The 24,213-nt window shown below is 55.8% G+C and carries 22 protein-coding genes; 4 read left to right on the top strand and 18 right to left on the bottom strand.

Annotated elements, in window-relative coordinates:
- Window positions 1–8: 8 nt before the first annotated feature.
- The 14 genes from ATO67_RS20685 to ATO67_RS20620 all read right to left on the bottom strand — a co-directional run bounded on the left by ATO67_RS20685 (window position 9) and on the right by ATO67_RS20620 (window position 13,374).
- Window positions 9–791 carry an SDR family NAD(P)-dependent oxidoreductase gene (locus ATO67_RS20685; protein WP_067653507.1) on the bottom strand — a complete coding sequence of 261 codons (783 nt, stop codon included), beginning with the start codon at window positions 789–791 and terminating at the stop codon, window positions 9–11.
- A 2-nt stretch (window positions 792–793) separates the two neighbouring features.
- Window positions 794–1,642 (bottom strand): fumarylacetoacetate hydrolase family protein, encoded by an 849-nt coding sequence (locus ATO67_RS20680; protein ID WP_067653505.1) that lies wholly within the window; start codon window positions 1,640–1,642, stop codon window positions 794–796.
- Window positions 1,639–2,067: a cupin domain-containing protein gene (locus ATO67_RS20675; RefSeq protein WP_067653503.1), complete on the bottom strand. Its 429-nt coding sequence runs from the start codon at window positions 2,065–2,067 to the stop codon at window positions 1,639–1,641. Before ATO67_RS20675 ends, ATO67_RS20680 begins: the two co-directional genes overlap by 4 nt.
- A gap of 28 nt (window positions 2,068–2,095) precedes the next feature.
- On the bottom strand, window positions 2,096–2,491 hold the full coding sequence (locus tag ATO67_RS20670; protein ID WP_067653640.1) for a RidA family protein: 396 nt from the start codon (window positions 2,489–2,491) through the stop codon (window positions 2,096–2,098).
- Window positions 2,484–2,903: an acyl-CoA thioesterase gene (locus ATO67_RS20665; protein WP_067653501.1), complete on the bottom strand. Its 420-nt coding sequence runs from the start codon at window positions 2,901–2,903 to the stop codon at window positions 2,484–2,486. Before ATO67_RS20665 ends, ATO67_RS20670 begins: the two co-directional genes overlap by 8 nt.
- A 23-nt stretch (window positions 2,904–2,926) precedes the next feature.
- Entirely contained in the window at window positions 2,927–3,712 is a 786-nt protein-coding gene (locus ATO67_RS20660) for an SDR family NAD(P)-dependent oxidoreductase (RefSeq protein ID WP_067653499.1), read from the bottom strand.
- Window positions 3,713–3,719: 7 nt separating this feature from the next.
- The gene (locus ATO67_RS20655) at window positions 3,720–6,032 is read right to left on the bottom strand and encodes a bifunctional salicylyl-CoA 5-hydroxylase/oxidoreductase (RefSeq protein WP_067653497.1); all 2,313 of its coding nucleotides are present in this window, start codon (window positions 6,030–6,032) and stop codon (window positions 3,720–3,722) included.
- Between the two features lie 576 nt (window positions 6,033–6,608).
- On the bottom strand, window positions 6,609–7,124 hold the full coding sequence (locus ATO67_RS20650; RefSeq protein WP_067653495.1) for a MarR family winged helix-turn-helix transcriptional regulator: 516 nt from the start codon (window positions 7,122–7,124) through the stop codon (window positions 6,609–6,611).
- Between the two features lie 3 nt (window positions 7,125–7,127).
- Entirely contained in the window at window positions 7,128–7,814 is a 687-nt protein-coding gene (locus tag ATO67_RS20645; RefSeq protein WP_210176170.1) for an ABC transporter ATP-binding protein, read from the bottom strand.
- On the bottom strand, window positions 7,811–8,560 hold the full coding sequence (locus ATO67_RS20640) for an ABC transporter ATP-binding protein (RefSeq protein WP_067653491.1): 750 nt from the start codon (window positions 8,558–8,560) through the stop codon (window positions 7,811–7,813). Before ATO67_RS20640 ends, ATO67_RS20645 begins: the two co-directional genes overlap by 4 nt.
- Window positions 8,553–9,542, bottom strand: coding sequence for a branched-chain amino acid ABC transporter permease (locus tag ATO67_RS20635; protein ID WP_067653489.1), 990 nt, complete (start codon window positions 9,540–9,542; stop codon window positions 8,553–8,555). Before ATO67_RS20635 ends, ATO67_RS20640 begins: the two co-directional genes overlap by 8 nt.
- Complete coding sequence (locus ATO67_RS20630) at window positions 9,535–10,458, bottom strand: branched-chain amino acid ABC transporter permease (protein ID WP_067653487.1); 924 nt, start codon at window positions 10,456–10,458, stop codon at window positions 9,535–9,537. Before ATO67_RS20630 ends, ATO67_RS20635 begins: the two co-directional genes overlap by 8 nt.
- 9 nt (window positions 10,459–10,467) lie before the next feature.
- Window positions 10,468–11,604 carry an ABC transporter substrate-binding protein gene (locus tag ATO67_RS20625; protein WP_067653639.1) on the bottom strand — a complete coding sequence of 379 codons (1,137 nt, stop codon included), beginning with the start codon at window positions 11,602–11,604 and terminating at the stop codon, window positions 10,468–10,470.
- A gap of 144 nt (window positions 11,605–11,748) precedes the next feature.
- Window positions 11,749–13,374, bottom strand: a complete 1,626-nt coding sequence (locus ATO67_RS20620) for an AMP-binding protein (protein WP_067653485.1) — start codon at window positions 13,372–13,374, stop codon at window positions 11,749–11,751.
- A 596-nt stretch (window positions 13,375–13,970) separates the two neighbouring features.
- Between ATO67_RS20620 and ATO67_RS23205 the strand changes: the two genes are divergently transcribed.
- The gene (locus ATO67_RS23205; protein WP_157940883.1) at window positions 13,971–14,111 is read left to right on the top strand and encodes a hypothetical protein; all 141 of its coding nucleotides are present in this window, start codon (window positions 13,971–13,973) and stop codon (window positions 14,109–14,111) included.
- Window positions 14,112–14,405: 294 nt separating this feature from the next.
- Here ATO67_RS23205 and ATO67_RS20615 read toward each other — a convergent pair whose 3' ends face one another.
- The gene (locus ATO67_RS20615) at window positions 14,406–14,609 is read right to left on the bottom strand and encodes a cold-shock protein (protein WP_067653483.1); all 204 of its coding nucleotides are present in this window, start codon (window positions 14,607–14,609) and stop codon (window positions 14,406–14,408) included.
- Window positions 14,610–15,108: 499 nt separating this feature from the next.
- Window positions 15,109–16,896, bottom strand: coding sequence for a methyl-accepting chemotaxis protein (locus tag ATO67_RS20605; protein WP_067653479.1), 1,788 nt, complete (start codon window positions 16,894–16,896; stop codon window positions 15,109–15,111).
- A 343-nt stretch (window positions 16,897–17,239) separates the two neighbouring features.
- Here ATO67_RS20605 and ATO67_RS20600 point away from each other — a divergent pair, with 343 nt between their 5' ends.
- The 3 genes from ATO67_RS20600 (at window position 17,240) to ATO67_RS20595 (ending at window position 20,097) form a co-directional block, all read left to right on the top strand.
- Window positions 17,240–17,974, top strand: a complete 735-nt coding sequence (locus ATO67_RS20600) for a helix-turn-helix transcriptional regulator (RefSeq protein ID WP_067653477.1) — start codon at window positions 17,240–17,242, stop codon at window positions 17,972–17,974.
- Window positions 17,975–18,582: 608 nt separating this feature from the next.
- Complete coding sequence (locus tag ATO67_RS23200; protein WP_157940884.1) at window positions 18,583–18,753, top strand: hypothetical protein; 171 nt, start codon at window positions 18,583–18,585, stop codon at window positions 18,751–18,753.
- A 450-nt stretch (window positions 18,754–19,203) separates the two neighbouring features.
- Entirely contained in the window at window positions 19,204–20,097 is an 894-nt protein-coding gene (locus ATO67_RS20595) for an NAD-dependent epimerase/dehydratase family protein (protein WP_067653475.1), read from the top strand.
- Window positions 20,098–20,583: 486 nt separating this feature from the next.
- Here ATO67_RS20595 and ATO67_RS20590 read toward each other — a convergent pair whose 3' ends face one another.
- Both ATO67_RS20590 and ATO67_RS20580 read right to left on the bottom strand, forming a co-directional pair.
- Complete coding sequence (locus ATO67_RS20590; RefSeq protein WP_245304054.1) at window positions 20,584–23,079, bottom strand: methyl-accepting chemotaxis protein; 2,496 nt, start codon at window positions 23,077–23,079, stop codon at window positions 20,584–20,586.
- Window positions 23,080–23,476: 397 nt separating this feature from the next.
- The gene (locus tag ATO67_RS20580; RefSeq protein ID WP_067653469.1) at window positions 23,477–24,202 is read right to left on the bottom strand and encodes a ribonuclease activity regulator RraA; all 726 of its coding nucleotides are present in this window, start codon (window positions 24,200–24,202) and stop codon (window positions 23,477–23,479) included.
- Between the last annotated feature and the right edge of the window lie 11 nt (window positions 24,203–24,213).

Below are 24,213 nucleotides of genomic sequence, written 5' to 3'. Positions count from 1 at the left end.
TGTCTGCTTCAGGTTTCAAAAATTCCGGTCTCGCTCGCCACGCGACGGTAGGCTGCACCTGCGGTAAAGCCGCCATCGATGACGAAATCCTCGCCGGTAATGAAGCTGGATGCGTCGGAGGCGAGGAAGAGCACGAGTTCGGCAATCTCTTCCGGTTTTCCGCTGCGCTTCATCGGCGTCATCTCGATCATCGGTTTCAAATGCGGGCTGCTGGCGTTGAGGCCGGTGACCACGAGGCCCGGGCAGACGGCATTGACGCGGATGTTTTTCGAAACCAGCTCCATGGCCGCACTGCGGGTCAGGCCGCGCAGGCCCCACTTGCTGGCAGTGTAAGCCGGGTCGTAATGGCCGGAAAAGCCGCTATTGGAAGAAATGTTGATGATGGAGCCGCCACCGCTTTCGGCCATGCGGTCAGTCACGGCCTGTATGCCGAGGAATGCGCCTGTCAGATTGACCTTCAGCACGCGTTCCCATGCTTCGAGACCCGTCGTCGCAACTGTCGAGCGATTGATGATCCCGGCATTGTTGACGAGAATATCGATGCGGCCTTTCCATTCGGTGGCAAGAGCAACAACGCCAGCCCAGCTTGCTGGGTCTGTCACATCAAGATGGACGAAGCGTGCTTCGAACCCGTCATCCTGCAAGGCCTGCGCCAAGGTGCGGCCTTCGTCGGCCAGAACATCGGCGATGATGACGGCAGCACCCTTGGAGGCGAACAGCCGTGCTTCTGCTTCGCCCTGTCCGCGTGCACCGCCGGTCACGATGGCTAGACGGCCTTTGAGATTGCTCATGGTTAGTCCCTCGCTGCTATGGTCGTCTGGCGCTGCTCGCCCAGACCTTCGATTCCGAGCGTCATGACCTGACCCGTCTGAAGGAAGACGGGTGTTGGCTTGATGCCCATGCCGACGCCCGGCGGAGTGCCGGTGGCGATGACATCACCCGGCATCAGCGTCATGAACTGGCTGATATAGCTGACGAGATGGGCGACACCGAAGATCATGGTGGAGGTGTTGCCGGTCTGGCGGCGCTGGCCGTCCACATCGAGCCAAAGCGACAGGTTTTGTGGATCGGCAACCTCATCACGGGTGACCAGCCATGGGCCGATGGGGCCAAACGTATCGTGGCTTTTGCCCTTGGTCCATTGCCCGCCGCGCTCCGACTGGAAGGCGCGCTCGGACACATCATTGACCACGCAATAACCGGCGACATGGGATAGCGCATCGGCTTCGCTGACATATTTGGCGCGTTTGCCGATGACCACGCCAAGCTCGACCTCCCAGTCTGTCTTGGCGGAGGTGCGGGGAATCTCGACATCGTCATTCGGGCCGACAACCGCTGTCGTTGCCTTCATGAACAGGATCGGCTCGGGTGGCGGCTCCTTGCCGGTCTCCTTGGCGTGATCGGCATAGTTCAGGCCGACGCAGATGAACTTGCCGACATTGCCGACGCAGGCACCCACGCGGTCAGCCGATACGAGCGGCAGGCTTGCGGGATCGATGCTGCGGATGCGGTTTAGAGCCTCATCGCCCAGCATTTCGCCTGCAATGTCGGAGACGATGCCGCAAAGATCGCGCAATGTGCCGTCATCAGCCAGAAGTGCTGGCTTTTCAGCGCCGAGTGCGCCTAGTCTCAACAGTTTCATTCTGCTCTCCTGAAGCCAACCAGAACGCTGTCGTCAACGTCGGGCAGGTTGACCACGATGTTGTCGGGCGTGCGCGTCGTCAGCCAGACCAGTTCCTCTGTGGTGGACATGTTGACTTCGATATGCGGCCAGTTGGGCGGCACGAAGATGAAGTCGCCTTCTTCCATGTCAAGAAACTCCTGCCAGTTCTCGCCGAAATAAATGCGGGCCTTGCCCTTCAGCACGTATCCGCCGGTCTCGGCCTCTCCGTGGTGGTGGGGAAAGGAACGATAGCCGGGATCGTTCGAGACCTTGCCGAACCAGATTTTAGTGGCAGGCGTGTGCTGTGGGCTGACGCCGGATATGCGCACGCAACCGCCGGACTGGCCGGTGCCGGTATCTTCCCGTCCCTTGCGGGTAACCACGGGCATGACTTTGCTGGTCATCGAATTCTCCTCCTCTTTGAACTTGAAATCAGTCCGGCACAACGGCAAGCGACTGGATCTCGATCTTGGCGCGATCTTCCATCAGCGCCACGACCTGCACGGCGGCCATGGGCGGAAAGTGACGACCGATGATCTCACGGTAGACGGCACCGATGTCCCGCATGCGGGATTTGTAGGCTTCGCGATCGGTGAAATACCATGTCATCTGGATGAGATGCTCAGGCTTGGCATTGGCCGCTTCCAGCACGCTGACGATGTTCAAAAGTGTCTGGCGAACCTGATCGACAAAATCGTCGGAATGGAATTGGTAATGCGCATCCCAGCCGATCTGGCCGCCGACCTGAACGATGCGGCCACGGGCGCTGATACCGTTCGAATAGCCGATGGGCTTTGCCCAACCATCGGGTTGGATGATTTCATGCATCATGTCTTGGCTCCAGATAACGTGTCAGGCCTGCGCGAATGTCGTCGGGCCAGGGATGAGATTTATGGTCGGTCAGTGAGGTCATCACGATGCGCTGGCGGACCGTCCAGATGATGTCGCCGCGCACGGTGACAATAGTTTCCAGATCGAGCGATGCGCGACCTATGGAGCGCACATGGACGGCGAAATCCAGCACATCGCCGTAGACGGCGGGTTTCTTGAATTCGAGGTTCATGGTCACGGTCGGCAAGCCCAGTTTGCGCTCGAACATGATTTCTTTCCATGTCACGTCGAAGGACGCGAACATGGCTTCGTTGACGTCGACCAGCATGGACAGATAGGCCGGATGGTAGGCGATCCCGGTCAGATCGCAATCGCCAAAACGCATCGGCTTGGAATGGGTAAAGGGCATATGTCTTCTCGCTTCTTTCTCGCTCAACCAACCATGACTTCGCCGCCGGCAACCGCAATGGCCTGCCCGGTGATGGAACCTGCCCCAGGTGAGGCAAGCCAGAGCACGGTATCGGCCACTTCCTGCGGCTGGATGAGGCGGCCTTGCGGGTTCGACTTGGTGAATTCGGCCAAAGCCTCATCACGGCTGCGGCCGGTCTTTTCTATGATGGTTTCCAGCGAGTGCTGGATGATCGGGGTGTCGGTAAAACCGGGGCAGACGGCGTTGACCGTCACACCCTTCTTGGCCAGTTCCAGCGCTAATGCCCGCGTCATGCCGATGACGCCATGCTTGGCGGCGCAGTAGGCAGAGACATAGGCGTAACCCGTCAAGCCCGCCGTGGAGGCGATGTTGATGATGCGGGCACCGGTGCCATGGCTTTTCAGATCGGCAAGCGCTGCCTGTGTTACGTTGAACACGCCGGTGAGATCGACAGAGAGCACATGGCTCCACATGTCGAGAGACGTCTTCTCGAAGGACGCACTCGGCGCTTCCCCAGCATTGTTGACCAGGATGGAAACAGGCCCGAATGTTGTGTGCGCTGTCTCCATGCCCTTGGCAATCGCGTCGGGCTGGGTGACATCGAAACCATCCAGCACCAGACTGTTACCGCCAATGGCAGCGGCCACATCCTCCAGCGGCTGACGACGACGACCGGCGAGTGTGACCTTGGCCCCGGCCTTGGCCAGCGTCATGGCAATGGCCGCGCCGATGCCGCTTCCGGCACCGGTTACCAACGCATGGTGACCTTCAAGGGTTTGCGTTACCATGACGACCTCACTTTGCCGCCGCTGCGCGGTCGAGATTGGCTTCGTATTGTGCTTTGGCAGACATGTACTGCTTTGGCCACGCCACGGATTTCAGGCCAATCTTGGCGGCTTCGTGCAGAGCCCAGGATGGATCGGCAAGATGCGGACGGGCGACCGCACACAGATCGGCACGGCCTGCGGAGATGATGGAGTTGGCGTGGTCCGCCTCCGAGATCGCGCCAACTGCAATGGTTGGAATGCCGATTTCGTTGCGGATCTTGTCCGAGAACGGCGTCTGGAACAGACGGCCATACACAGGCTTTTCTTCCTTGGAAACCTGACCCGACGAGCAGTCGATCAGATCGGCACCTGCATCCTTGAACATCTGCGCATAGATGGCCGCATCCTCGGGCGTGTTTCCGCCCTCAGCCCAATCATGGCAGGACAGGCGAACCGAGATAGGCTTGTTTTCAGGCCATGCTTCACGAACGGCGGCGAACACCTCCAGTGGATAGCGTGTCATGTTTTCGTGGCTGCCACCATATTCGTCCGTCCGCACATTCGTCAGCGGCGACAGGAAGCTGGAAAGCAGATAGCCGTGGGCGCAGTGCAGTTCCAGCCAATCGGCACCGGTTTCAGCCGCGCGCTTTGTGGCAGCTACGAAGTCGGCCTTGACGCGATCCATGTCGGCCCGGTTCATCGCCTTGGGAACGACGCTCTGTTTCAGATAAGGAAGCGGTGAGGCCGAGAACAAGGGCCATGCCCCTTCCTCAAGCGGCTGGTCGATGCCGTCCCAGGCACGTTTTGTCGCACCTTTTCGTCCGGCATGGCCGATCTGGATGCCGACCTTGGCGTTACTGTTGGCATGGGCGAAGTCCACGAACCGCTTCCAGCCCGCAATCTGCTTGTCGTTCCATAGCCCTAGGCAACCCGGTGTGATACGGGCATCGGGTGATACGCAGGTCATCTCGGCGAAAATCAAGCCAGCCCCACCCATGGCGCGCGCGCCCAGATGCACCATGTGGAAATCATCCAGCACACCATCGGTCGCGGAATACATCGCCATGGGCGACACGACGATGCGGTTGGCAAGCGTGGTGCCGCGCAGCGTATAGGGCGTGAACATCGGCGGCAGGCAGCGCTCTTTCTCCTTGACCTCAAGGCCGGATAGCTGGGCAAACCAGTGTTCGTAACCTTCCAGCCAATCCTTGTCGCGCAGCCGCAGATTTTCGTGGCTGATACGCTGCGAGCGGGTCAGCATTGAATACATGAACTGTTCAGGCGGCAGTGTATCGGCATAACGCTGGCCCACCACTTCGAACCACTCCATGGCATTGCGTGCCGCATTCTGGATGCGGGCCACATCGACGCGGCGAATATCCTCATAGACTTTAAGAACATCTGAAATGCTGTCCTTGCCGTGACCAGCCTTGTTGAACTGGTTGGCCAGCTCGATGGCATCATCGATGGCAAGCTTGGTGCCGGAGCCGATGGCGAAATGGGCTGTGTGAGCCGCATCGCCCATCAGCACGACATGGGAATTGCCGTTGAAATGGCTCCACTTGCCGCAGATCAACCGGGTGAAGTTCAGCCAAGCGCTGCCACGCATGTGGCGCGCATTGGTCATCAGTTCCGAACCATCAAGCGTTTCGGCAAACAGGTCCTGGCAGAAATCGATGGATTGCTGCTGATCCATCTCACCCAGGCCATGCGCCTGATAAGCCTCTTCCGTCGTCTCGATGATGAAGGTCGAGGTGTTCTCGTCGAACTTGTAGATATGCGCCTGAAACCAGCCGTGGTCGGTCTTGCGGAAATCGAAGGTGAAGGCATCGAACAGTTTGTTGGTACCGAGCCAGATGTAACGGTTCGGCCGTACCGCCATATCGGGTTCAAAAATCTCTGCATATTTGTTGCGGATTTTAGAGTTCAGTCCGTCCGACACGATCAGAAGATCAGCATCCGGGTATTCCAGATCGCTTTCCACCTCGGTCTCGAACGTCAGTTCGACGCCCAGCGCTTCGCAGCGCGCCTGCAATATATTCAGCAGCTTCTTGCGGCCGATGCCAACAAAGCCGTGGCCTGTCGTGCGCTGACGCGTTCCTTTGAAAAGGACCTCGATATCATCCCAATGGTTGAACGCCTGCTGGATCTCGTCAGCGCTTTCCTTATCCCAAACCTGCATGGAGGCCATGGTCTGGTCGGAAAACACGACGCCCCAACCAAAGGTGTCATAGGGACGATTACGCTCGACCACGGTGACTTGATGCTCGGGATGTAGCTTCTTCATCAACAGGGCGAAGTACAGTCCTGCGGGACCTCCACCAACACAAACGATACGCATGTGACCCTCCACGGTTTTCGACTAATGCGTCGAGGTAGATGATTTATTTGAAGGTTAAAGTATTTGCGTGAGCGAATTTGTCAACCAATAAAACGTCCCCACCCAATTTGTGTGAGTCGACGCACGGGAATGTCTTAGAACCTGGTCCCTTCGATCAATTGACAGCAATCAGGGCGCGTTCCTACAAACGAGCCGGCGCAACTTTGAGCGTCTACGCGGTTTAATTTTCTTGAAAGGAGATTGATGATCGTTGGATCATACGCGGCATCTTGTGGCGTCTAGAAGATTCGTGATGGAGGGACGTGACTGGACACTAAGGCTCGCGCAGCACGCTTCAAGCGCATGATGGAGATATAGGAATGATTGACAGTCCACCGCTCGCGTTCAACAACATAGTGCCAACACCGGAAAGTGGCTTTGCCTGTGGCCGCGTGAAGTCGATGGCAGCCCGATCCGGTTAGAGCTCATCGCGGGCAGCCACCGATGCAACCATGGCCGAAGAGCCGCTGGGCGACCAAAAATCCCGCACAACGATGTCTGGCGACATCGCACACGATACAGAGGCAATTGGCCTTACTACTCGAAGGCGCTGCCGGAAAGATGATTGCTGGCGGACGCCTTCACTGCGCCGATCTCCAACCACAAGGACGAGATCATCGCTTCATCGACATCGGCCATGATATCGCGCAGCCAGCCTTCGTGGGCAGCGGCCATGGCGATGAACAGATCGGTTCCGGCCGGTGTCAGCTTGGCGACAGTCACGCGCCGATCGCCATCCGGCGTAACACGCTGCACAAAACCATCAGTCTCGAGCCGCTCCACCAGGCCGGTGACATTGCCATTGGTGACCATGGTGCGTTTGGAGAGTTCGCCAAGACGCAAACCATCTTTCTCCCGATACAGCTGTGCCATCAGGTCGAATTGCGGCAGCGTGGCGCTGAATTCAGAGCGAAGGCGCCGGCGGATTTCGGTGGTAATCAGCTTGGTGGTGGAAAGCATGCGCAGCCATAGACGGGTTTCCGGCTTGTTGCGACCATGCGGGCCGTGGACGATCATTTCCAGATCGGCGCTTGCGACCGCGTCTGCTTCCATTGCCTATACCCCGAGATATCGATCCTGCAGGTCCGACGTCAGTTCGCCTGGCACCCCAGACCATGCACTGCGGCCATTTTCTATAATGACGCATCGATCCGCAACTGGCAAAAGCTCCGATAACGTCTTGTCCACTACTAGTATAGACAATCCCTCGGCTTTCAGCAGCTTGATTGCCTTCCAGATGTCCTGGCGGATGACAGGTGCCAGTCCTTCGGTCGCCTCGTCGAGAATCAGCAGTCGCGGGTTGGTCATGAGCGCGCGACCGATTGCCAGCATCTGCTGCTCTCCACCGGATAATGATTTGGCCATCTGGGCATGGCGTTCCTGTAGCCGAGGAAAGAGCTCGTTGACACGTTCCAGTGTCCATTTGCCGGGACGGGAAGCAGCGACAAGATTTTCGTAAACCGTCAGGTTCGGGAAACATCGGCGGCCCTCCGGCACGAGGCCAATGCCGAGCTTGGCCACACGATGCGATGGCAGACGGTCAGTCGATTTATTATCGAAAAAGACACGACCAGTCTTGGGCGGCATAAGGTTGCAGATCGACTTGATCGTCGTCGATTTCCCCATACCATTGCGGCCCATTAGAGCGACGACTTCACCCTCGACCATCCGGAACTCGACGCCGAACAGCGCCTGACTGCTGCCGTAATAGGTTGTGATATCCTGAACATCCAGTAGCATCAGGCGTGATCTCCAAGATAGGCAGTGCGCACGGTGGGATCGCGACGGATCTCTTCCACCGTGCCAGTCGCGATGACCCGGCCATAGACCAGCACCGAAATACGGTCAGCGAGTGCGAAGACAGCATCCATGTCATGCTCGACGAGCAGGATCGGGGCTTCTTGTCGCAGCGAATCTAGAAAGCGGGTCAGCGATTTCGAGCCTTCAGGCCCCATACCCGCCATCGGCTCGTCCAGCAGGAAAGCCTTTGAGCCCAGCGCAAGCGCCATGGCGATCTCAAGCTGTCGACGTTCGCCATGGGAGAGTTCCGCAGACGGAATGCGCGCACGTGCCGTTAGTCCGACACGCTCCAGCATAGCCATGGCTGCATCCATCAAAGTCTTGTCTGCCATGACTGGCTTGAAGAAGCGAAAGCTGGAACCCTGCCGGGCCTGCACCGCCAACATGACATTGCGGAGCGCCGAGAACTCCGGAGCAAGTGACGAGACTTGGAAGGTACGCCCGAGCCCAAGACGGGCACGTTCTGCCACACCGAGGCCGCTGATATCCTGACCGGCAAAGCGGATCGAGCCGCTGTCCTGCCTGAGCGTGCCGCAGATCTGGTGGATTAATGTCGATTTTCCCGCGCCATTCGGACCGATCAGCGCGTGAATCTCGCCAGGACGGAGGTCTATCGTGACACTATCGGTCGCTCTCAGCGCGCCGAAACTCTTGACGAGGTTCGAAATTTCGAGGACGGGCTCAACCATGTCTGGCCTTTCCGGCAAGAAGCCCGAGCAGACCCCCACGGGCAAACAGCACGACGCCGAGCAGGATCAGCCCGAGGAAGAACTGCCAGCGTTCTGTGAAGCCGCCCAGCGTATATTCGAGGATAACGTAAAGTGCGGCACCCGCAAGCGGACCGAACAACCGTCCCGTACCGCCGAGAATGATCAGCACGATCAGTTCCCCGGACATATGCCAAGACAACATGGACGGGCTGACGAAGCGGTTGAGATCGGCAAACAATGCGCCTGCCAACCCTGTGATCATTGCGGAGATTGCAAAACCCGTCAGACGGATACGGTATGGATTGATGCCGACTGTTGCGACGCGCACGTCATTCTGCCGCGCGGATTGCAGGGCAGCGCCAAAACGCGAAGCGCGGATCAACGCAAACAGCCCGATCACGACCATAAGTACCACATAACAGATCAGAAAATAATTCAGCGGCCGCATGGTCATGACGCCGGGCAACTGATTGCGAACTGTCATCGACAACCCGTCCTCGCCGCCATAGGCTGGCCAGGAGATCGCGAAATAATACACCATTTGCGCAAACGCGAGCGTGATCATGATGAAATAGACGCCGGATGTGCGCAGGCTGATTGCGCCGATTGCCAGACCGACCAGCCCCGCGACCGCAACCGCCACGATCCAGACGATCCACATCTGGTTGGTGCCCGAAAGGCCGAACAGGAGTGGGTCGCCTGAGAAACTATGGCTTGCGAGGATCCCCGCCGCATAACCACCGATGCCGAAGAAGGCCGCATGGCCGAAAGAGATCAGGCCACCAAGGCCAAGCGCCAGATTGAGACCCGTTGCCGCCAGCGCCAGTATCGCAATACGGGTTGCGAGCGTGATGTAGAAGGGTTGGCCAAACGCATTTGCCGCAAACGGTACGGCGAGCAGCATGGCGGCCAGAATGAGATTGATGAGGTTTTCACGGTTCAAGATCATCATGTTACGCATGCGCCGCCGGAAAGAGGCCGCGTGGCTTCACGGCAAGGATGAACGCCATCACCACGTAGATCAGCATCGACGCGGCTGCGGCGCCGATCATACCCGCCTGAGCAGGTTCTACGAAAAGCGCCATCAGCTTGGGAAGCAGGAAACGGCCCATCGTATCAACCACGCCGACCAGTAGAGCACCCAACAGCGCACCTTTGATTGAGCCGATACCACCGATGACAATAACAACGAAGGCGAGGATCAGGACCGGTTCGCCCATTCCGACTTGCACCGATTGTAGAGCGCCCACCATGGCACCGGCCAGGCCCGCAAGAGCCGCACCAAGAGCGAAAACGACCGTGTAGAGCGTGCGGATATCGACACCAAGCGCACCGATCATCTCACGATCACTCTCTCCGGCGCGGATACGCATGCCAAGACGGGTCCTTGAGATCAGCATATAGAGACCGAAGGCTACAGCCGCACCGGTTGCAATGATCGCAAGGCGATAGAGCGGATATTGCGCGCCCCCGGGGAGGCTGACGGCACCCTGCAGCAGAGGCGGGATATCAAGATAGAGCGGGAAGGAGCCGAATATCCAGCGTGTTCCTTCGGAAAATATCAGGATCAGCGCGAATGTGGCCAGCACCTGATCGAGGTGATCGCTGTCATACAGCCTGCGGATTACGATGAGCTCAATGATTGCGCCCGCGGCCGCAGCGCAGACCAAGCTGGCGATCAGGCCGATCCAGAATGAGCCGGTCCACGCCGCGACAGTGGCGCATGCGAATGCGCCAACCATGTAGAGCGAGCCGTGAGCAAGGTTGATCAGCCCCATGACGCCGAAGATCAGCGTCAGCCCGGCAGCCATGAGAAACAACATGACGCCGAGCTGGAGGCCATTGAGCAACTGCTCGAGAGCAAGTGCGATGGTCATGTACTACCCTTAGATCTTGCAGTCTTTGGCGTAAGCATCGCCATGATCCGTGAAGATTTTCTCGACCGTCTTGTTGGTCAAAACGCCATCGAGTTTCACCACTTCCGTGAGGTAAATGTCCTGGATCGGATGCTGGTTGGTGTTGAACTTGAACTTTCCGCGCGGCGACTGGATGTCTGCCTTCTTGAGTTCGGCACCGAATGCCTTGGCATCCTTGACGCTTGCCTTGGAGGCTGCCGACAGGATGAGTTGGGCCGCATCATAGGCCTGGACGGCATAGATCGACGGAAGACGGTTATATTCCTTCTTGAAATCGGCCACGAACTTCTTGTTAGCCGGGTTGCCCAGATCCTGCACCCATTGCCCGGACGCCTTTGCGCCGAGAGCGGCATCGCCGATTGCCGGCAGGACGTCCTGACTGAAGGAGAAACCCGGCCCCATGACCGGTATCTTGACGCCCGACTGGGCGAACTGCTTCATGAAAGCGATGCCCATGCCGCCCGGCAGGAAGGTGAAGATGCCATCGGCACCGGAAGCGCGCATCTGGGCGATTTCCGCCGCATAGTCTGTCTGGCCGACCTGAGTATAGATTTCGGCTGCCAGTTCGCCCTTGTAATAACGCTTGAAGCCAGTCAGAGCATCCTTGCCGGCCGGATAGTTCGGCGCCAGGATGAACATCTTCTTGTAGCCCTTGTTGGCGTATTCGCCCATGGCCTCATGAAGATTGTCATTTTGATAGGCAGCATTGAAATAAAGCGCATTGCAGTTCTTGCCAGCAAGTGCTGCGGGGGCCGCGTTAGTCGAAACGTAGAACTTGCCTTGCGCAACTGCACCCGGAACGACGGCCATCAGAAGGTTCGACCAGACGATACCGGTCAATACGTCAACATTGTCGCTCTGAATCATCTTGTCGGCAATCTGGACAGCCAGTTCAGGCTTCTGCGCATCGTCCTCTGTGACGACGGTAATCTCCTTATTGCCGGAATTCTTGATCGCCAGCATGAAGCCGTCGCGGGTATCGATTCCGAGGCCGGCACCTCCGCCGGAAAGCGTGGTGATCATGCCGATCTTGAGCGGCTCGGCAATAGCCAGGCCGGATGTGCCGATGCTCAGCGCCATTGTGGCTGCAGCTAGCATTTTCTTCATGTAACGAACTCCCGTTTGTTGTTGTGTCGTTCCCAGATTCCGGCGGCGGACGAGATTTCCACCGAAGGTTTTTTTATCTTCCACATTTGAGTGGAAGTTTCCATTGCACAGGCACGGCAAATTCCAGCCGTTGTGCAGTATGGGTTATGCAGGCAAATTCTGCTTCAGCCTGAAGCGCTGAATCTTGCCGGATTCCGTCTTCGGAAGACTTTCGGTAAAGACAATTGAGCGTGGATATTTGTAAGGGGCGATCACTGCTTTGACGTGATCCTGCAGGGTCTTGACCATCAGTTCGCCACGCTCCGAACCTTTCGTCAGCACCACATGCGCCTCAACGATCGTTCCGCGTGCCTCATCGGATACCCCGATCACGGCGCATTCGAGCACCGCCTCATGTTTAAGCAGCGCTGCTTCCACCTCCGGACCTGCTATGTTGTAGCCAGCCGAGACGATCATGTCATCGGAGCGCGCGGCAAAGTGGAAGTAGCCGTCTTCATCCTGAGTGAAGCTGTCACCGGTCAGGTTCCAGCCGTTGCGGACGTAGTCCTTCTGGCGATCATCGGCGAGATAGCGGCAGCCGATAGGGCCCTTGACCGCCAAGAGCCCCACCTTGCCTCGGGCCACTTCGTTCATATCCTCATCGACAACAATCGCCTCGTAGCCGGTCAGGGGCTTTCCGGTGCAGGAAGGCTTGCTGTCGCCGATGCGGTTGGAGATGAAGATATGTAGCATTTCAGTGGCGCCGATGCCGTCGATGATCGGCTTTCCGGTCTTGCGGACCCATTCCTCGAACACAGGGCCGGGCAATGTTTCGCCGGCAGACACCGCAACGCGCAACGAGGAGAGATCAGCTCCACCATCCATCGCTGCCATCATTGCCCGGTAAGCCGTGGGCGCGGTAAAGCTGATGGTCGCCTTGTAGGTTTCGATGATCTCGATCATCTTCGCCGGGGTTGCGCTTTCTAGCAGCGTAGCCGCTGCACCGAAGCGCAATGGAAAGATCGCCAGCCCTCCAAGGCCGAAGGTAAAAGCAAGCGGCGGAGAACCAACGAAGACGTCGTTGGGCGTCACATCCAATATTTCCTTTGCAAAAGCATCGGCGATGATCAGCAGATCGCGATGGAAATGCATCGTGACTTTTGGAACACCGGTCGATCCGGATGTGAAACCCAGCAGCGCCACATCGTCACGGCCGGTCTTGACCGCCTGATAGCGGACTGATTTTCCGAGCGCCATGCGATCAAGTTCCGCGTCGTGATTGGCCGTACCGTCGAAACCGATCACCAGGGTCGGGTATTTGCTTTCTTTGGCGGCGGTGACCATCTCGTCCATCAGTCGTGTATCGCACAGGCACAGCTGGATTTCGGCTTTTTCGATGGTCTTGATCAGTTCGCCAGCGCGCAGCATCGGCATGGTATTCACCACGATCAGGCCAGCCTTGGTGGCAGCCAGCCAACAGGCAACCATAGCCGGATTGTTGGCAGAGCGGATCAGCACACGATTGCCGGGCTTCAGACCGTAATCATCGGTCAATGCCTGGGCGATCCGGTTGGTCCAGTCGGACAATTCCTTATAGGTGCGGCGCCGACCGTTGCCAATCAAGGCGGTATTGTCTCCAAAGCCACGCTCAACCATACGGTCTGTCAGTTCAACACCAACGTTGAGCCACTCCGGATAATCGAAGCCTTCCAGCTTGATTTCCGGCCATTGGTCAGCCGGCGGCAGATTATCGCGCGCGAATGTATCTTGATGGCCTGTCGGTCCCAGCATTCTTAGTTCCCATTTTTTATCTCGTGGCTTTGTGCCTTTCATGCAGAATTGCACCGCAAAGTTCAGCTTGCAAGAGAGAAATTTGAAGTTTGTAATAATTTTGCAAGAGCCTCTTTTGAGGATGCTTCAAAGCGAGGTCGTCTCGCGGGCAGGTTGTTCGTAGTGGCCTGATAGAAAGCGCAGCTTGAGTGCTATCGCCAAAAGGGTCTCGGTGCTGGGCGACCAATTGTCAGGCGGCGAGCATTGCTCTCACGTGATCGACAAGAACATCGAATGAGTTTTCAAGATTGCTGATCGACATTTCGTAATAGACTAGATGCCATTCAAGAGATCCTAAATGAACGAGCTTTCATCGGCGGCTATCGCTCGCTTGCGGCGTCATTCGGAGTTTCTGGAACTGCCTTAACGCAAATGGTCTGAGGATGACATTAGCTGCGTAGAACAGGCGACTGGCGTGTCCATTTCCCAGTCCTTGAGGGAAAACTATCTCGAAACGGGTGGGTCCGGATTGAAGCAGACTGAGCTTTATTTCACGGCGCACTTCCGTGAAAGCTACGAGGAAGAGGGGGGAACCAGATCATGTTTCAGGGTCCCGAATGGCGCTCAACCTTCACCAAACACTCGTGATTGGCCGAGATAATCTTGTGCGGTTGAATCCTCGATACCTGGTGTTTGAAATCGCGGACGGCAGCAACAGCTTCCTGCTGACGGACGCCGACGGCGCCATCCATTATTAGCCGCTGGCGTTCGATCCCATCAGGCATGGAGACAATGAAGCGAGCGTGGCAACAGAGGCGAACTCGATGTCGGAGTTTATCAGCGACCTTCGGACGCTCGACGAAAGCCTGTAGCGCGTCCATTGAAAGCGGAATCGCGTTGAGGATTCCTTGGCTGCGTCACGTGATGGTGTATCGACGCGATCGGTGGCAACCCGTTTTGGCTTGAGGTAAAAAGTCGGAGTTTTCAGTAAGCCGCATAGAGAGCGAGCCCAGCCTGCCCAGATCGGTCAGGCTGGGCTCGCGACCCGTAGGTCAGAGCACGCTGACGTTCTCAGCCTTCGATTTTCCGGTCTTGCGGTCCTGGCCAACTTCGAAGGTGACCTTGTCACCTTCTCTCAGCGACCCACCTTGTTGCAAAGCAGACACGTGAACGAACACGTCCGTTCCACCATTCTCAGGTGTAATGAAGCCGAATCCCTTGTCATCATTGAAAAATTTAACTGTACCGGTTGGCATAAGAGTTCCTTTTAATGTCATGCAGCCATTTGACCCGCGATAGGCTTTTTACCGCTTGTTTGCCAAACCAGCAACCTCCAACAACACGATAGTTGCATCAAGGTTTTTTGTGGACTGCTGATCGACCACTTGGCCAAGTTGACTGTCCCCTCCAGCGTTTCAATACTCTTCATGACCGCCTCGAAGCCAGGTGGGGTTGCAAAGATCATCATTGCCGACATCCGGTCGTAGTCTACGGTACGTTTCTTGCCTGCTTCTGCGGTTGTCGCCCGTAATGCAAGAAGTTTTGTCCATCTGAACGCGTGATCGAGTGCGGTCTTCTGTCAGGCTTTTGATTGCGGCATTTCGAAAGACCACTTGCAGGTAGAGTGATCTGCGGATCATGTCCAAATATTGACAAGACAAAATCCAGTTTAAATAGCCGAATATCTTGGTGTGCCGTCAGCGACGATTTCCATCTCATGTTTGTTCAGACATATCGTTCGCTCCACCCGTGGCGTCAAAACTCCTCCCAGCTGTCGCCGCTCTTCAATGCCGCGTTGCCATTGAACGCGTGAGCAACTTTGGCTGTCATCTGGCGAGCAGGCGAGGCGACGGGTCGCGAATGAACGTTGGCTGCGGTTGGTAGTCGATGTGTCACGGCTGCAGTCCCGATGTTGAATTGACTTATCAGTTCGAACAGCTGGGCTGCTTCTCTTGAAAGGCTATGGGCCGCAGCACTTGTTTCCTCGACCATCGCAGCATTTTGTTGTGTGCCCTGATCGATTGTGTTCACCGCTGTGTTGATCTCCTTGAGGCCAGTTGCCTGTTCTTTGGAGGCTTCAACAATGGCGCCGACGTTGCCATCTACTCGCACAACCTGGGTTACAATCTGCAGTAGCGCCTTCCCCGTATCACCGACCAATGAGACCCCGCTTTTCACATGCGCGTTCGATGCGTTGATCAGTTCCTTGATCTCTTTTGCAGCCTTGGCCGATCGCTGGGCAAGCTCTCGCACTTCTTGTGCGACGACGGCAAAGCCTTTGCCTGCATCACCTGCGCGAGCAGCTTCGACGCCGGCGTTGAGCGCCAGAAGATTGGTCTGAAAAGCGATCTCATCGATGACGCCGATGATGTTGGCGATCTCGCCTGCCGATTTCTCAATCATGCCCATGGCATCAACCGCTTGGCCAACAATTTTCCCCGAGTGCTCGGCATTTTCTTTGGTTGTGCGAACAAGCTCGCCGGCCTCTTGGGCGCGATGACTGGAGTCCGCCACGGTTGTTGTTATCTCCTCCAGCGCCGCAGCGGTCTCCTCGACGGAAGCGGCCTGTTGTTCAGTACGTTTGGACAGGTCGTTCGAAGCAGACTGAATCTGTTGCGACGAGGCGGCAATGGCGCCCGCGTTCTGGGAGATCGTCTGCAATGTGACCCGAAGCTTGGAAGCTGCCTCGTTGAAGTCCTCTCGCAACTTCTCCAGCGATGGCAGGAAGGGAATCGTAAGGGTCTGCGTTAGGTCGCCTTCCGAGAGAGCCTTGAGGGACCTCGCGAGTTGATCGACGTTGCCTACGCGCGTCGTGACGTCGGTCGCGAACTTGACGACCTTGAACACCTTGTCATTCAAATCGAAGATGGGATTGTACGAAGCTTGGATATACGCCTTTTTGCCACCCTTGCCGATGCGCATAAATTCTTCTGCAATGAACTCGCCACCAGCCAATCTTGTCCAGAAGCGACGATATTCTTCGCTGTTTGTAAAGCTCGGTTCGCAGAACATTGAGTGATGTTTGCCCTGAACCTCTGAGAGTTGATAGCCGAGGGTATTAAGGAAGTTCTCGTTTGCAGTGAGAATGTCGCCCGTTGGTGTGAACTCGATCACAGCCTGAGCACGAGAAATCGCGTCTAGCTTGCCGGCATCTTCGGCACTTTTCAGCTTCTGTTGTGTGATGTCGGTCGCGAATTTTACGACCTTGTAGGGCTTGCCACCGCGAAGTACAGGATTGTACGAGGCCTCGATCCAGACCTCCTTGCCACCTTTTCCAATCCGTTTGTACTGGCGGCGGTCGAACTCTCCACGCGTAAGCTTTGCCCAAAATTCTCTGTAATCGGAAGCCGCGGCCTCAGCAGGATCGACAAATAGACGGTGGTGCTGCCCCGCTATTTCGGACAGCTGATATCCTAGCAAACCACAGAAGTTCTCGTTCGCGGTAATGATCGTACCATCAAGTGTAAACTCGATGGTGGCCTGAGACCTGCTCATCGCTTCGAGAACGGCCTTTGCGTCAGCCCCGGTGCCAAATCCTAGCATGCATTCCTCCAAATTTCTGCTTCAACGGACAAGAGAGGTTGGGACAAGCCACCAGCGCCATCAGTCTTGATAGTACCAATTTTAGGGTAGGGGCGTTGATAGTTAGTAAACAAAACCAAATGACACAGACAATTTGCGTTATGCCCTTTGATGATCACAGGTTGCCGACCGCAAGGCGCCCAAATCTCCACACCTCCTGTTAGCAGCCCAGTGGGTTGCAGCGAAAATCGCCAACGCTTTAATTGTAATTTCCGCAATGGCCACAAAATCTAAGGTTGCCAGTTAACCTTTTGTTAATTGGCAGACCCCAAAACTCAAGTTATCCGGAAACCATGGAATCACGATGCCCGTCAGTCCGATTTCGATTCTCAATCCCAGCGCCCTGGACGCATACACCGATCTGCGGTCTGTCCCCAAGCACAGGCACTTCGGCAGGAATGATATCATCGACCGTCTAAGGTTGGCGGTCCCCTTCGACTACATTTCCATCAGCGGTCTTGATGTGGATCACTACCGGTTCGGACATGGTTTTTCGATCGACACTGACATGCCTCCTGCATTTCTTGAAGCATATGACGCCGACCGCCTTTTTTCAGTCGATCCTTTCATTCTTGTTGCGCAATCATCGACGTCCATCGTGGTTGAAAGAGAGGTCTATGCAGAACACGAGCCGCCGCCGCGGCTAATTTATCTGCAGCGTACGTTCGGGCTTCACAACAGAACCCTGATCCCTGTTATGAGAAATGACGTCATTTACGGTGCAATCTGCCTTGCACGGTCGACGCCGTTTGAGGAGAGTGAATTGAATTTTCTATCGGTCGTTGCGGGATCCATCCACACGGCCGTCACAAAGCCTTTGATGGATCGTTTCGCAGCCGATCAACTTCGTCTCTCAAAAGGCGAGATCGCCTGCCTAGCGCAGGCAAGCCTAGGCCTCACCAGTGAAGCGATCGCCGTGGCGACCGGTTATCAGCCCGATACCGTCAACAGCTACATCAAGTCTGCCGTGAAGAAGCTGGGCGCTATGAACCGCACGCAGGCAATCGCGGAGGCAATCCGTAGACGTCTCATTACCTGATCAGTTTGCCTTGAATCCATGTCCCTTTACAGCAATTTTTGATCGTTTGTGCGCCGCCAGCTATGAGGCGTGATCCTCTGTTTTATTTTTATTTCCGAAAACATGATCCTTTACTTTCATGGCTGGGATGTCGCGCCGAGAATGTGGATCATTTCTAATTATCAGCTTCACGTTTACCTAATATAAGTTCTCGACCCCTATATTAGGGTGTTCGCAGAGATAATTAAAAGAATTGGCATTGAAGCTGATCAGGCTCCGCAAGCGAAGGTGACTAGGCTTCCGCCTCGCTGCCCAAGGGGCATTGGCCGTTCACCCTGTCGACGAGAACAAAGCCTCCTCAACGAGAAATATTTTGCTCGCCCGGTCTGGCAGGTCAGGGCCATCAAGGTACGGGAACTGCATCGAAACGACGAAGCGCATCCGGGCCTCGTGGCGCCTCAATCGAAACGTTCCTATCATCGCTATGACAACGGGAATGATATGTTCCCTGTCTGGACGCAAACCGCATTTTGTGGCGTAGCGCAATCAGGCGTGAAATAGAACAAGTCCATTTCATGCTAATTCACGTAGTAACTAAAATAGGGGATGTAACCTCACAGGAGCTGGTGATGAATTTCTGCAGGCCTTTCCGCGCCGAACTGGTCAATACAAAGGAAATCTGGATTGTGGATGCGGATGGAGCCTTCGTAACCCGATTTCCGCGAACGTCAGACGACATTACGGCCGATTTGAAAAAGGCGGAGATCGTAGCGAAATCCGACAAGGGTGAAGACTTTTGAATACGGCAAGCCATGCGACGGTCCTGTGGGAGCTTAAAATTATAATGTCTGTAATAGTTTGCGTTTGCCGCGTCGCGAGATAAAAATCGAGTGATGGATGATCCATAGTCCGGTCAGGCCAAGGGCAGGGTTCTGGAGGAGTTGTCCCGTTAAAATTCGACGCTAGGCGCATGTAAATGATTGACTCTGCACGAAAGTGTCGAGTCAATCACGCGTTTCTATCCCCTTTCGAGTTTACGATCGATACAGGGTCGCTAACGTTGTTTTTATCCGTTATCGCAAGGCGGAGGTTCGCTTCCGTTCAAGAAATCCCACTGGAACGTATCTCAATTGCAAGCGGGTCCGAATTGTTATCGTATGCCAAGGGCAAACCGGCGAAGCAAAACTGCCGTGCTCAGCTGACTGCTGATCGACCGTTCTGAGGTGCGTCAGCTTTAAAAGGAGACCAGAATGACCAAACGTATCGTTTTCACAGGTGGCACGGGTAAGGCTGGGCGCCATGCCGTTCCAAAGTTGTTGGAAAAGGGCTATTCCGTTCTGAACGTCGATCTGAAGCCCTTGGATCTGCAAGGGGTAAACACGCTGATTGCGGATATCACCGATAGTGGTCAGGTATTCAACGCCCTGACAACGCATTTTGGCTTTGACGGTTTCGAAGAAGGCGCTCCGCCGTCTGCGCCCGATGCCGTCGTGCATTTTGCAGCCATTCCCCGCGTGTTGATTGAGCCTGACAATAAGACCTTCGAAGCGAATGTAGTCGGCACATACAATGTCATCGAAGCAGCTATGAAGCTGGGTGTTCGCAAGGTCATTATCGCCTCGAGCGAGACGACCTACGGTGTCTGTTTTGCAGAGGGGGACAAGGATTTCCACGCATTCCCGTTGGATGAGAACTACGATTCCGACCCGATGGATAGTTATGGCCTATCGAAGCTCGTCAATGAAAAGACGGCGCGCGCTTTTGCCATGCGCTACCAGGCCGACATCTACGCGCTGCGCATAGCCAACGTTATAGAACCACACGAATACTCCAAGTTTCCAGCCTTTCTTGACGATCCAATGTCCCGAAAACGCAATGCATGGAGCTACGTGGACGCGCGCGATCTCGGCAATCTCGTTCACCTCTGCATCGAAAAAGACGGATTGGGATTTCAGGTTTTCAACGCTGTGAATGACACGATCACTGCTGATCTTTCGACCGCCGAATTTCTCGCCAAATACTGCCCTGATACGCCGATCTTGCGGGAAATGGGCAAAGATGAAGCACCGCTTTCCAATCGAAAGGCCCGCGATGTTCTAGGCTTCAAGGAAGAGCATCCATGGAAACAGTATGTCGCAAGATAGCGCATAATCCTTATGCCAACACCAGATGAATGAGACATAGATGGCAGGCTTGGGACCCGAATGTGCCATTATCTCTTTATGTCTTCCAGGCAATCGATGACCACGAAAACATGTGCTGAACGCTTTCAGGCCTGCGGCTCCCGTTCGAGCTGTCCATTCTCGCGTTCTCGGTGACGCAGGCGCGTGTGGCTGTCGGCTGAAATCTTGGGGCTGTCACCTTACGACATTCGACCACTGACAAACGTTAGATGTGACGGCGACCGAGAGTAGACAGCATCGATAACGTCTTTGACTTCGATTAGGCTTTCATCGATGCGGTTCTTGCCGCCTAGCGGGGTGCGGCAAAGGACTACGCGAAGGATGTCCGGTCGAGGACATCTCCGGCGGTGGATCATACGTTGAAGCGCAGGCCGTAAAAGGGCCTGCGCTTCTCTAAACCGTCGTCTAATAAAGTTGGGGTCAAAATATGATCGTTAGACGCCAGCTTTACGCTGCTGCGGCCCGCAGTCCGACGCTCGTTGAACGTCGGGTCACGAACTGCCCCACCATTTGGGCCAGGATTTCAGTTTCATGCACAAGGGTTTGAGATGCGGCGGTTGTCTCCTCGACCATTGCTGCATTCTGCTGAGTGACCTTGTCCATCTCGTCGCCGGCCGTGGAAACCTCCCGCAGACTTACGGCCTGTTCTCTGGCCGCCATCGCAATCTTGTCTATGATAACACTGATGCCGCCGACCTGCTCACAGATGTCCTTGAGTGATGTGCCCGTTTCGTCAACGAGCTTGACGCCTGCTGTCACCTGAGCTGTCGATGTTGAAATCAACCCCTTGATTTCGCGAGCAGCACTTGCAGATCTTTGGGCAAGCTCGCGCACTTCTTGTGCAACGACGGCAAAGCCCTTGCCGGCTTCCCCGGCACGAGCCGCCTCGACACCTGCATTGAGCGCAAGCAAATTCGTCTGGAATGCGATTTCGTCGATGACACCGATGATGTTGCCGATCTTTGTCGATGAATCCTGAATTTCGCTCATCGCGCTGATGGCGCGTTCCACCACCGCTCCGCCGCTTTCCGCGTTTGTCTTGGCGAGCGCGACGGTCTTTTGCGCGTGGCCTGCACCATCGGCAGTACTATTGATCCCGTTGGCCACCTCGCCCAAGGCGGCAACTGTTTCTTCGAGAGAGGCAGCCTGCTGTTCCGTCCGGCGAGCAAGATCGTTGGATGCACTTGATATTTCAGACAACCCCGACCTGATCGTTCCAACGCTGAGTATGACAGCGCCGATCGCTTCTTCCAATGTGGAAACGGCACTATTGAAGTGATCTCTGATACGCTCGTATCGGGAATCGACAGCTCCGATGCGCGCCGTCAGATCACCCTTCGACAGGGCGTCCAGACCGCCGGAAATCTGCCGGAAGGCATACTCCATCGCTTGCGATTCCGTCAAACGCTCGGCTTCACGTTCAAGCCGCAGATTTTCCGCTTGCTGCCTTTCGCGACCTGTCTCGGCCTCGGCGTGGATTCGGGCACGGTCGTTTTCCTGAAACACCTGCAGCGCACCGATCATCTCACCGATTTCGTTGTCGGTTTTCGCCAGCTTCAGATGTGTATCGGGTTCCCCCTTTGCCAGACGCGCCATTGCCTGCGCAACCTGCATCATAGGCCGCGCAACGGAGCGGACCATAAAGAGTGCAATGGCCATAGCCATGACAAGGCTGAACGAACCGGCGCCCCACATCCAGGACCTGCCCTGACTACCCTGGAGTTCCGATTCCGATGCAATTTCGCCTGCGATCTCAACAATGCCGTCGGTGACGCTCTGCGATGTCGACACGACCAGCGACGCCTGCTGATCGAACGACGCCAAATTCGTCTTCATCGAGTCGAAAGTCTGGCCCAGTTGGGAAAGACTGGCAGTCATGTCATTGCCGGTAGTCTTCGCCAGCATTCCACCGAAGACTTCTGCCTTCTTCAGGCCTGCTGTCACTATAGCGGCAGCTTCATCAGAGGGTTGGAGGCGATATCGTTCGACTTGAACCAGAATTTCTTTCAAGACATTGCTGAAGTTGCGTGCAGTGCCGGAAACGATACGCGCCTTAGATCGAGCTTTATCTTTTTCGCTTTTGGAGGCCAGTTCCGTTTCCGCGGATCTACGTAGCACCTCGTCTAGCTTCTGAGAGGCGGTTGAAATCTTAGCGAACAGCGCGAAGTCCTGTGTTGAGGAAAAAGCTGAGCCGTTATCTTTCAAAATGGCGGACTGAATCTCCGCGAAGGTTTTCTCCAAGCTGCTGACGATCGGCTGGATGTCAGGTGTTCCTCCCAGTTTGACAACTTCAGTCAAGCCGGCCTGGGCACGAGCCATCGGTTCTGTTATCTGATCGGCTGATATCTGCCCGCCCTGCACGGAGACTTTCACAAGCGCTAACTCGAGTGCATTGATCCCTTCGCTGAAATTGCCAGCATTCTGCATAAGGACACGGATGGTGTTTAGACTAATCAGCGCATTGTTCGAATTGGTCTCGGCCTGGTTGGCGATATCTTGTGCACTCTTTTCAGTCTGATCAGCCAAGGAAACCATGCTTCCAGTGGCATCACGCAGAGCGATGGCTGTTTTCTGGACAGCATCCTGAGAGGCTCCAAGAGCTCTGACCGCATTTGACATTATAGATATGCCATCTGAGAGCTGCGTGCTTTCTTCTTTTGACAGCGCCAAAGAAGTGAGTGTCGCTTGCGCTGTCTCTAGGGCACTGGCTGCTTGATCAATCCGCTCGGGCTCCTTGCTGACAAGATACTGGATAATGGCACCTTCAGCCTTGTTGGCTCCGATCAGTACCTTTGAAGTATCCACCGTTTGAGACACGGCGCCTGTCAGGTTACCAATACCACGGATCCCGACAACTGCGACCAGCACGACCGATATGAGCAATAAAGCCATCCCGCTCGATGTTCTGAAACCTATGGATTTCACCTTCTGGGATAATTTCATGTTCCAGCCTCTTCCCCGCAGCATAGCGCCGCCCACGCATTCAGCGAACGCTAAGGGAAATGAATAAAAAACTGCTTAAATCCAACAAAGATCGTCTAAAATCAAAGGCGCTGAAAGGTTGAAGCTGTTTGCGCCGAATATCGCTCAAGCATGACGGGATCGTAATTGGCGCGAAATTGAACTGCACCGGGTTTGCCGGAGGTTGTTTGGTCCAAGTTACGCTGCCATAGCTGTTTGCTCCAGCATGCATCATATCGTTCGTCGGCTTCGGCTGGCGGGATATTCCCGCTGGACTCCAGAAAACGCCGGTGATTGAACCGTCCACCCAGTCGGGCGTCGTTGATGATACAGGCCACGCGTAAGGAAGGCGCAGGTTCGGACCTGCGCCTTCCTCTTTTTAGCGGTTATTTTTTGCCCGCCAGACTTCATATCGCTGCTGATACTCGTCCTTGGTGCCAGGATAGAGGCCTATGACGGCCTCGCCGGCCTTTACCTGTTCGAGCACGAAGTCCTCATAGCTTTCCATGCCTGCGCATTCATCGACAAGTTCATCTGCCAAGTGGGCAGGGATGACCATTACACCGTCCCGGTCGCCAACAAGAACGTCTCCGGGAAACACGGCTACATCCCCGCAGGAAATTGGCACGTTGATGTCCAAGGCTTCGTGCAACGTCAGATTGGTCGGTGCCGATGGCTTGGAATAATAGGCTGGCATGTCGAGCGCGCCGATGCCTTCCGCATCGCGAAATCCACCATCGGTAACGACGCCTGCGGCACCGCGCAGCGCAAGGCGAGTGATGAGAATAGAACCAGCGGTCGCTGCGCGCGCATCCTTGCGGCTATCCATGACCAGAACATGGCCCGCCGGGCAGGTTTCGATTGCGACACGTTGCGGGTGGTCGGGATTGCGGAACACGGTGATCGGGTTACGATCCTCACGCGCCGGAATGTAGCGCAAGGTGAATGCCTGGCCCACCATGGTTTCCGCTTTTGGAGCCACCGGTCCCACACCCTGAATGAACTGGTTGCGCAGTCCTCGCTTGAACAAGGCGGTGGCAATCGAAGCCGTCGAGATCTTTTTGTATTTTGCGCGCGTGGCGTCGCTCAGAACATAGTCTGTCATGGTTGGTCCTT

Source organism: Agrobacterium bohemicum (assembly GCF_001562555.1).
Classification (GTDB): Bacteria; Pseudomonadota; Alphaproteobacteria; order Rhizobiales; family Rhizobiaceae; genus Agrobacterium; species Agrobacterium bohemicum.
Note: the sequence above shows the minus strand (reverse complement) of the source record. Positions and strands in the feature narration are given on the sequence as shown.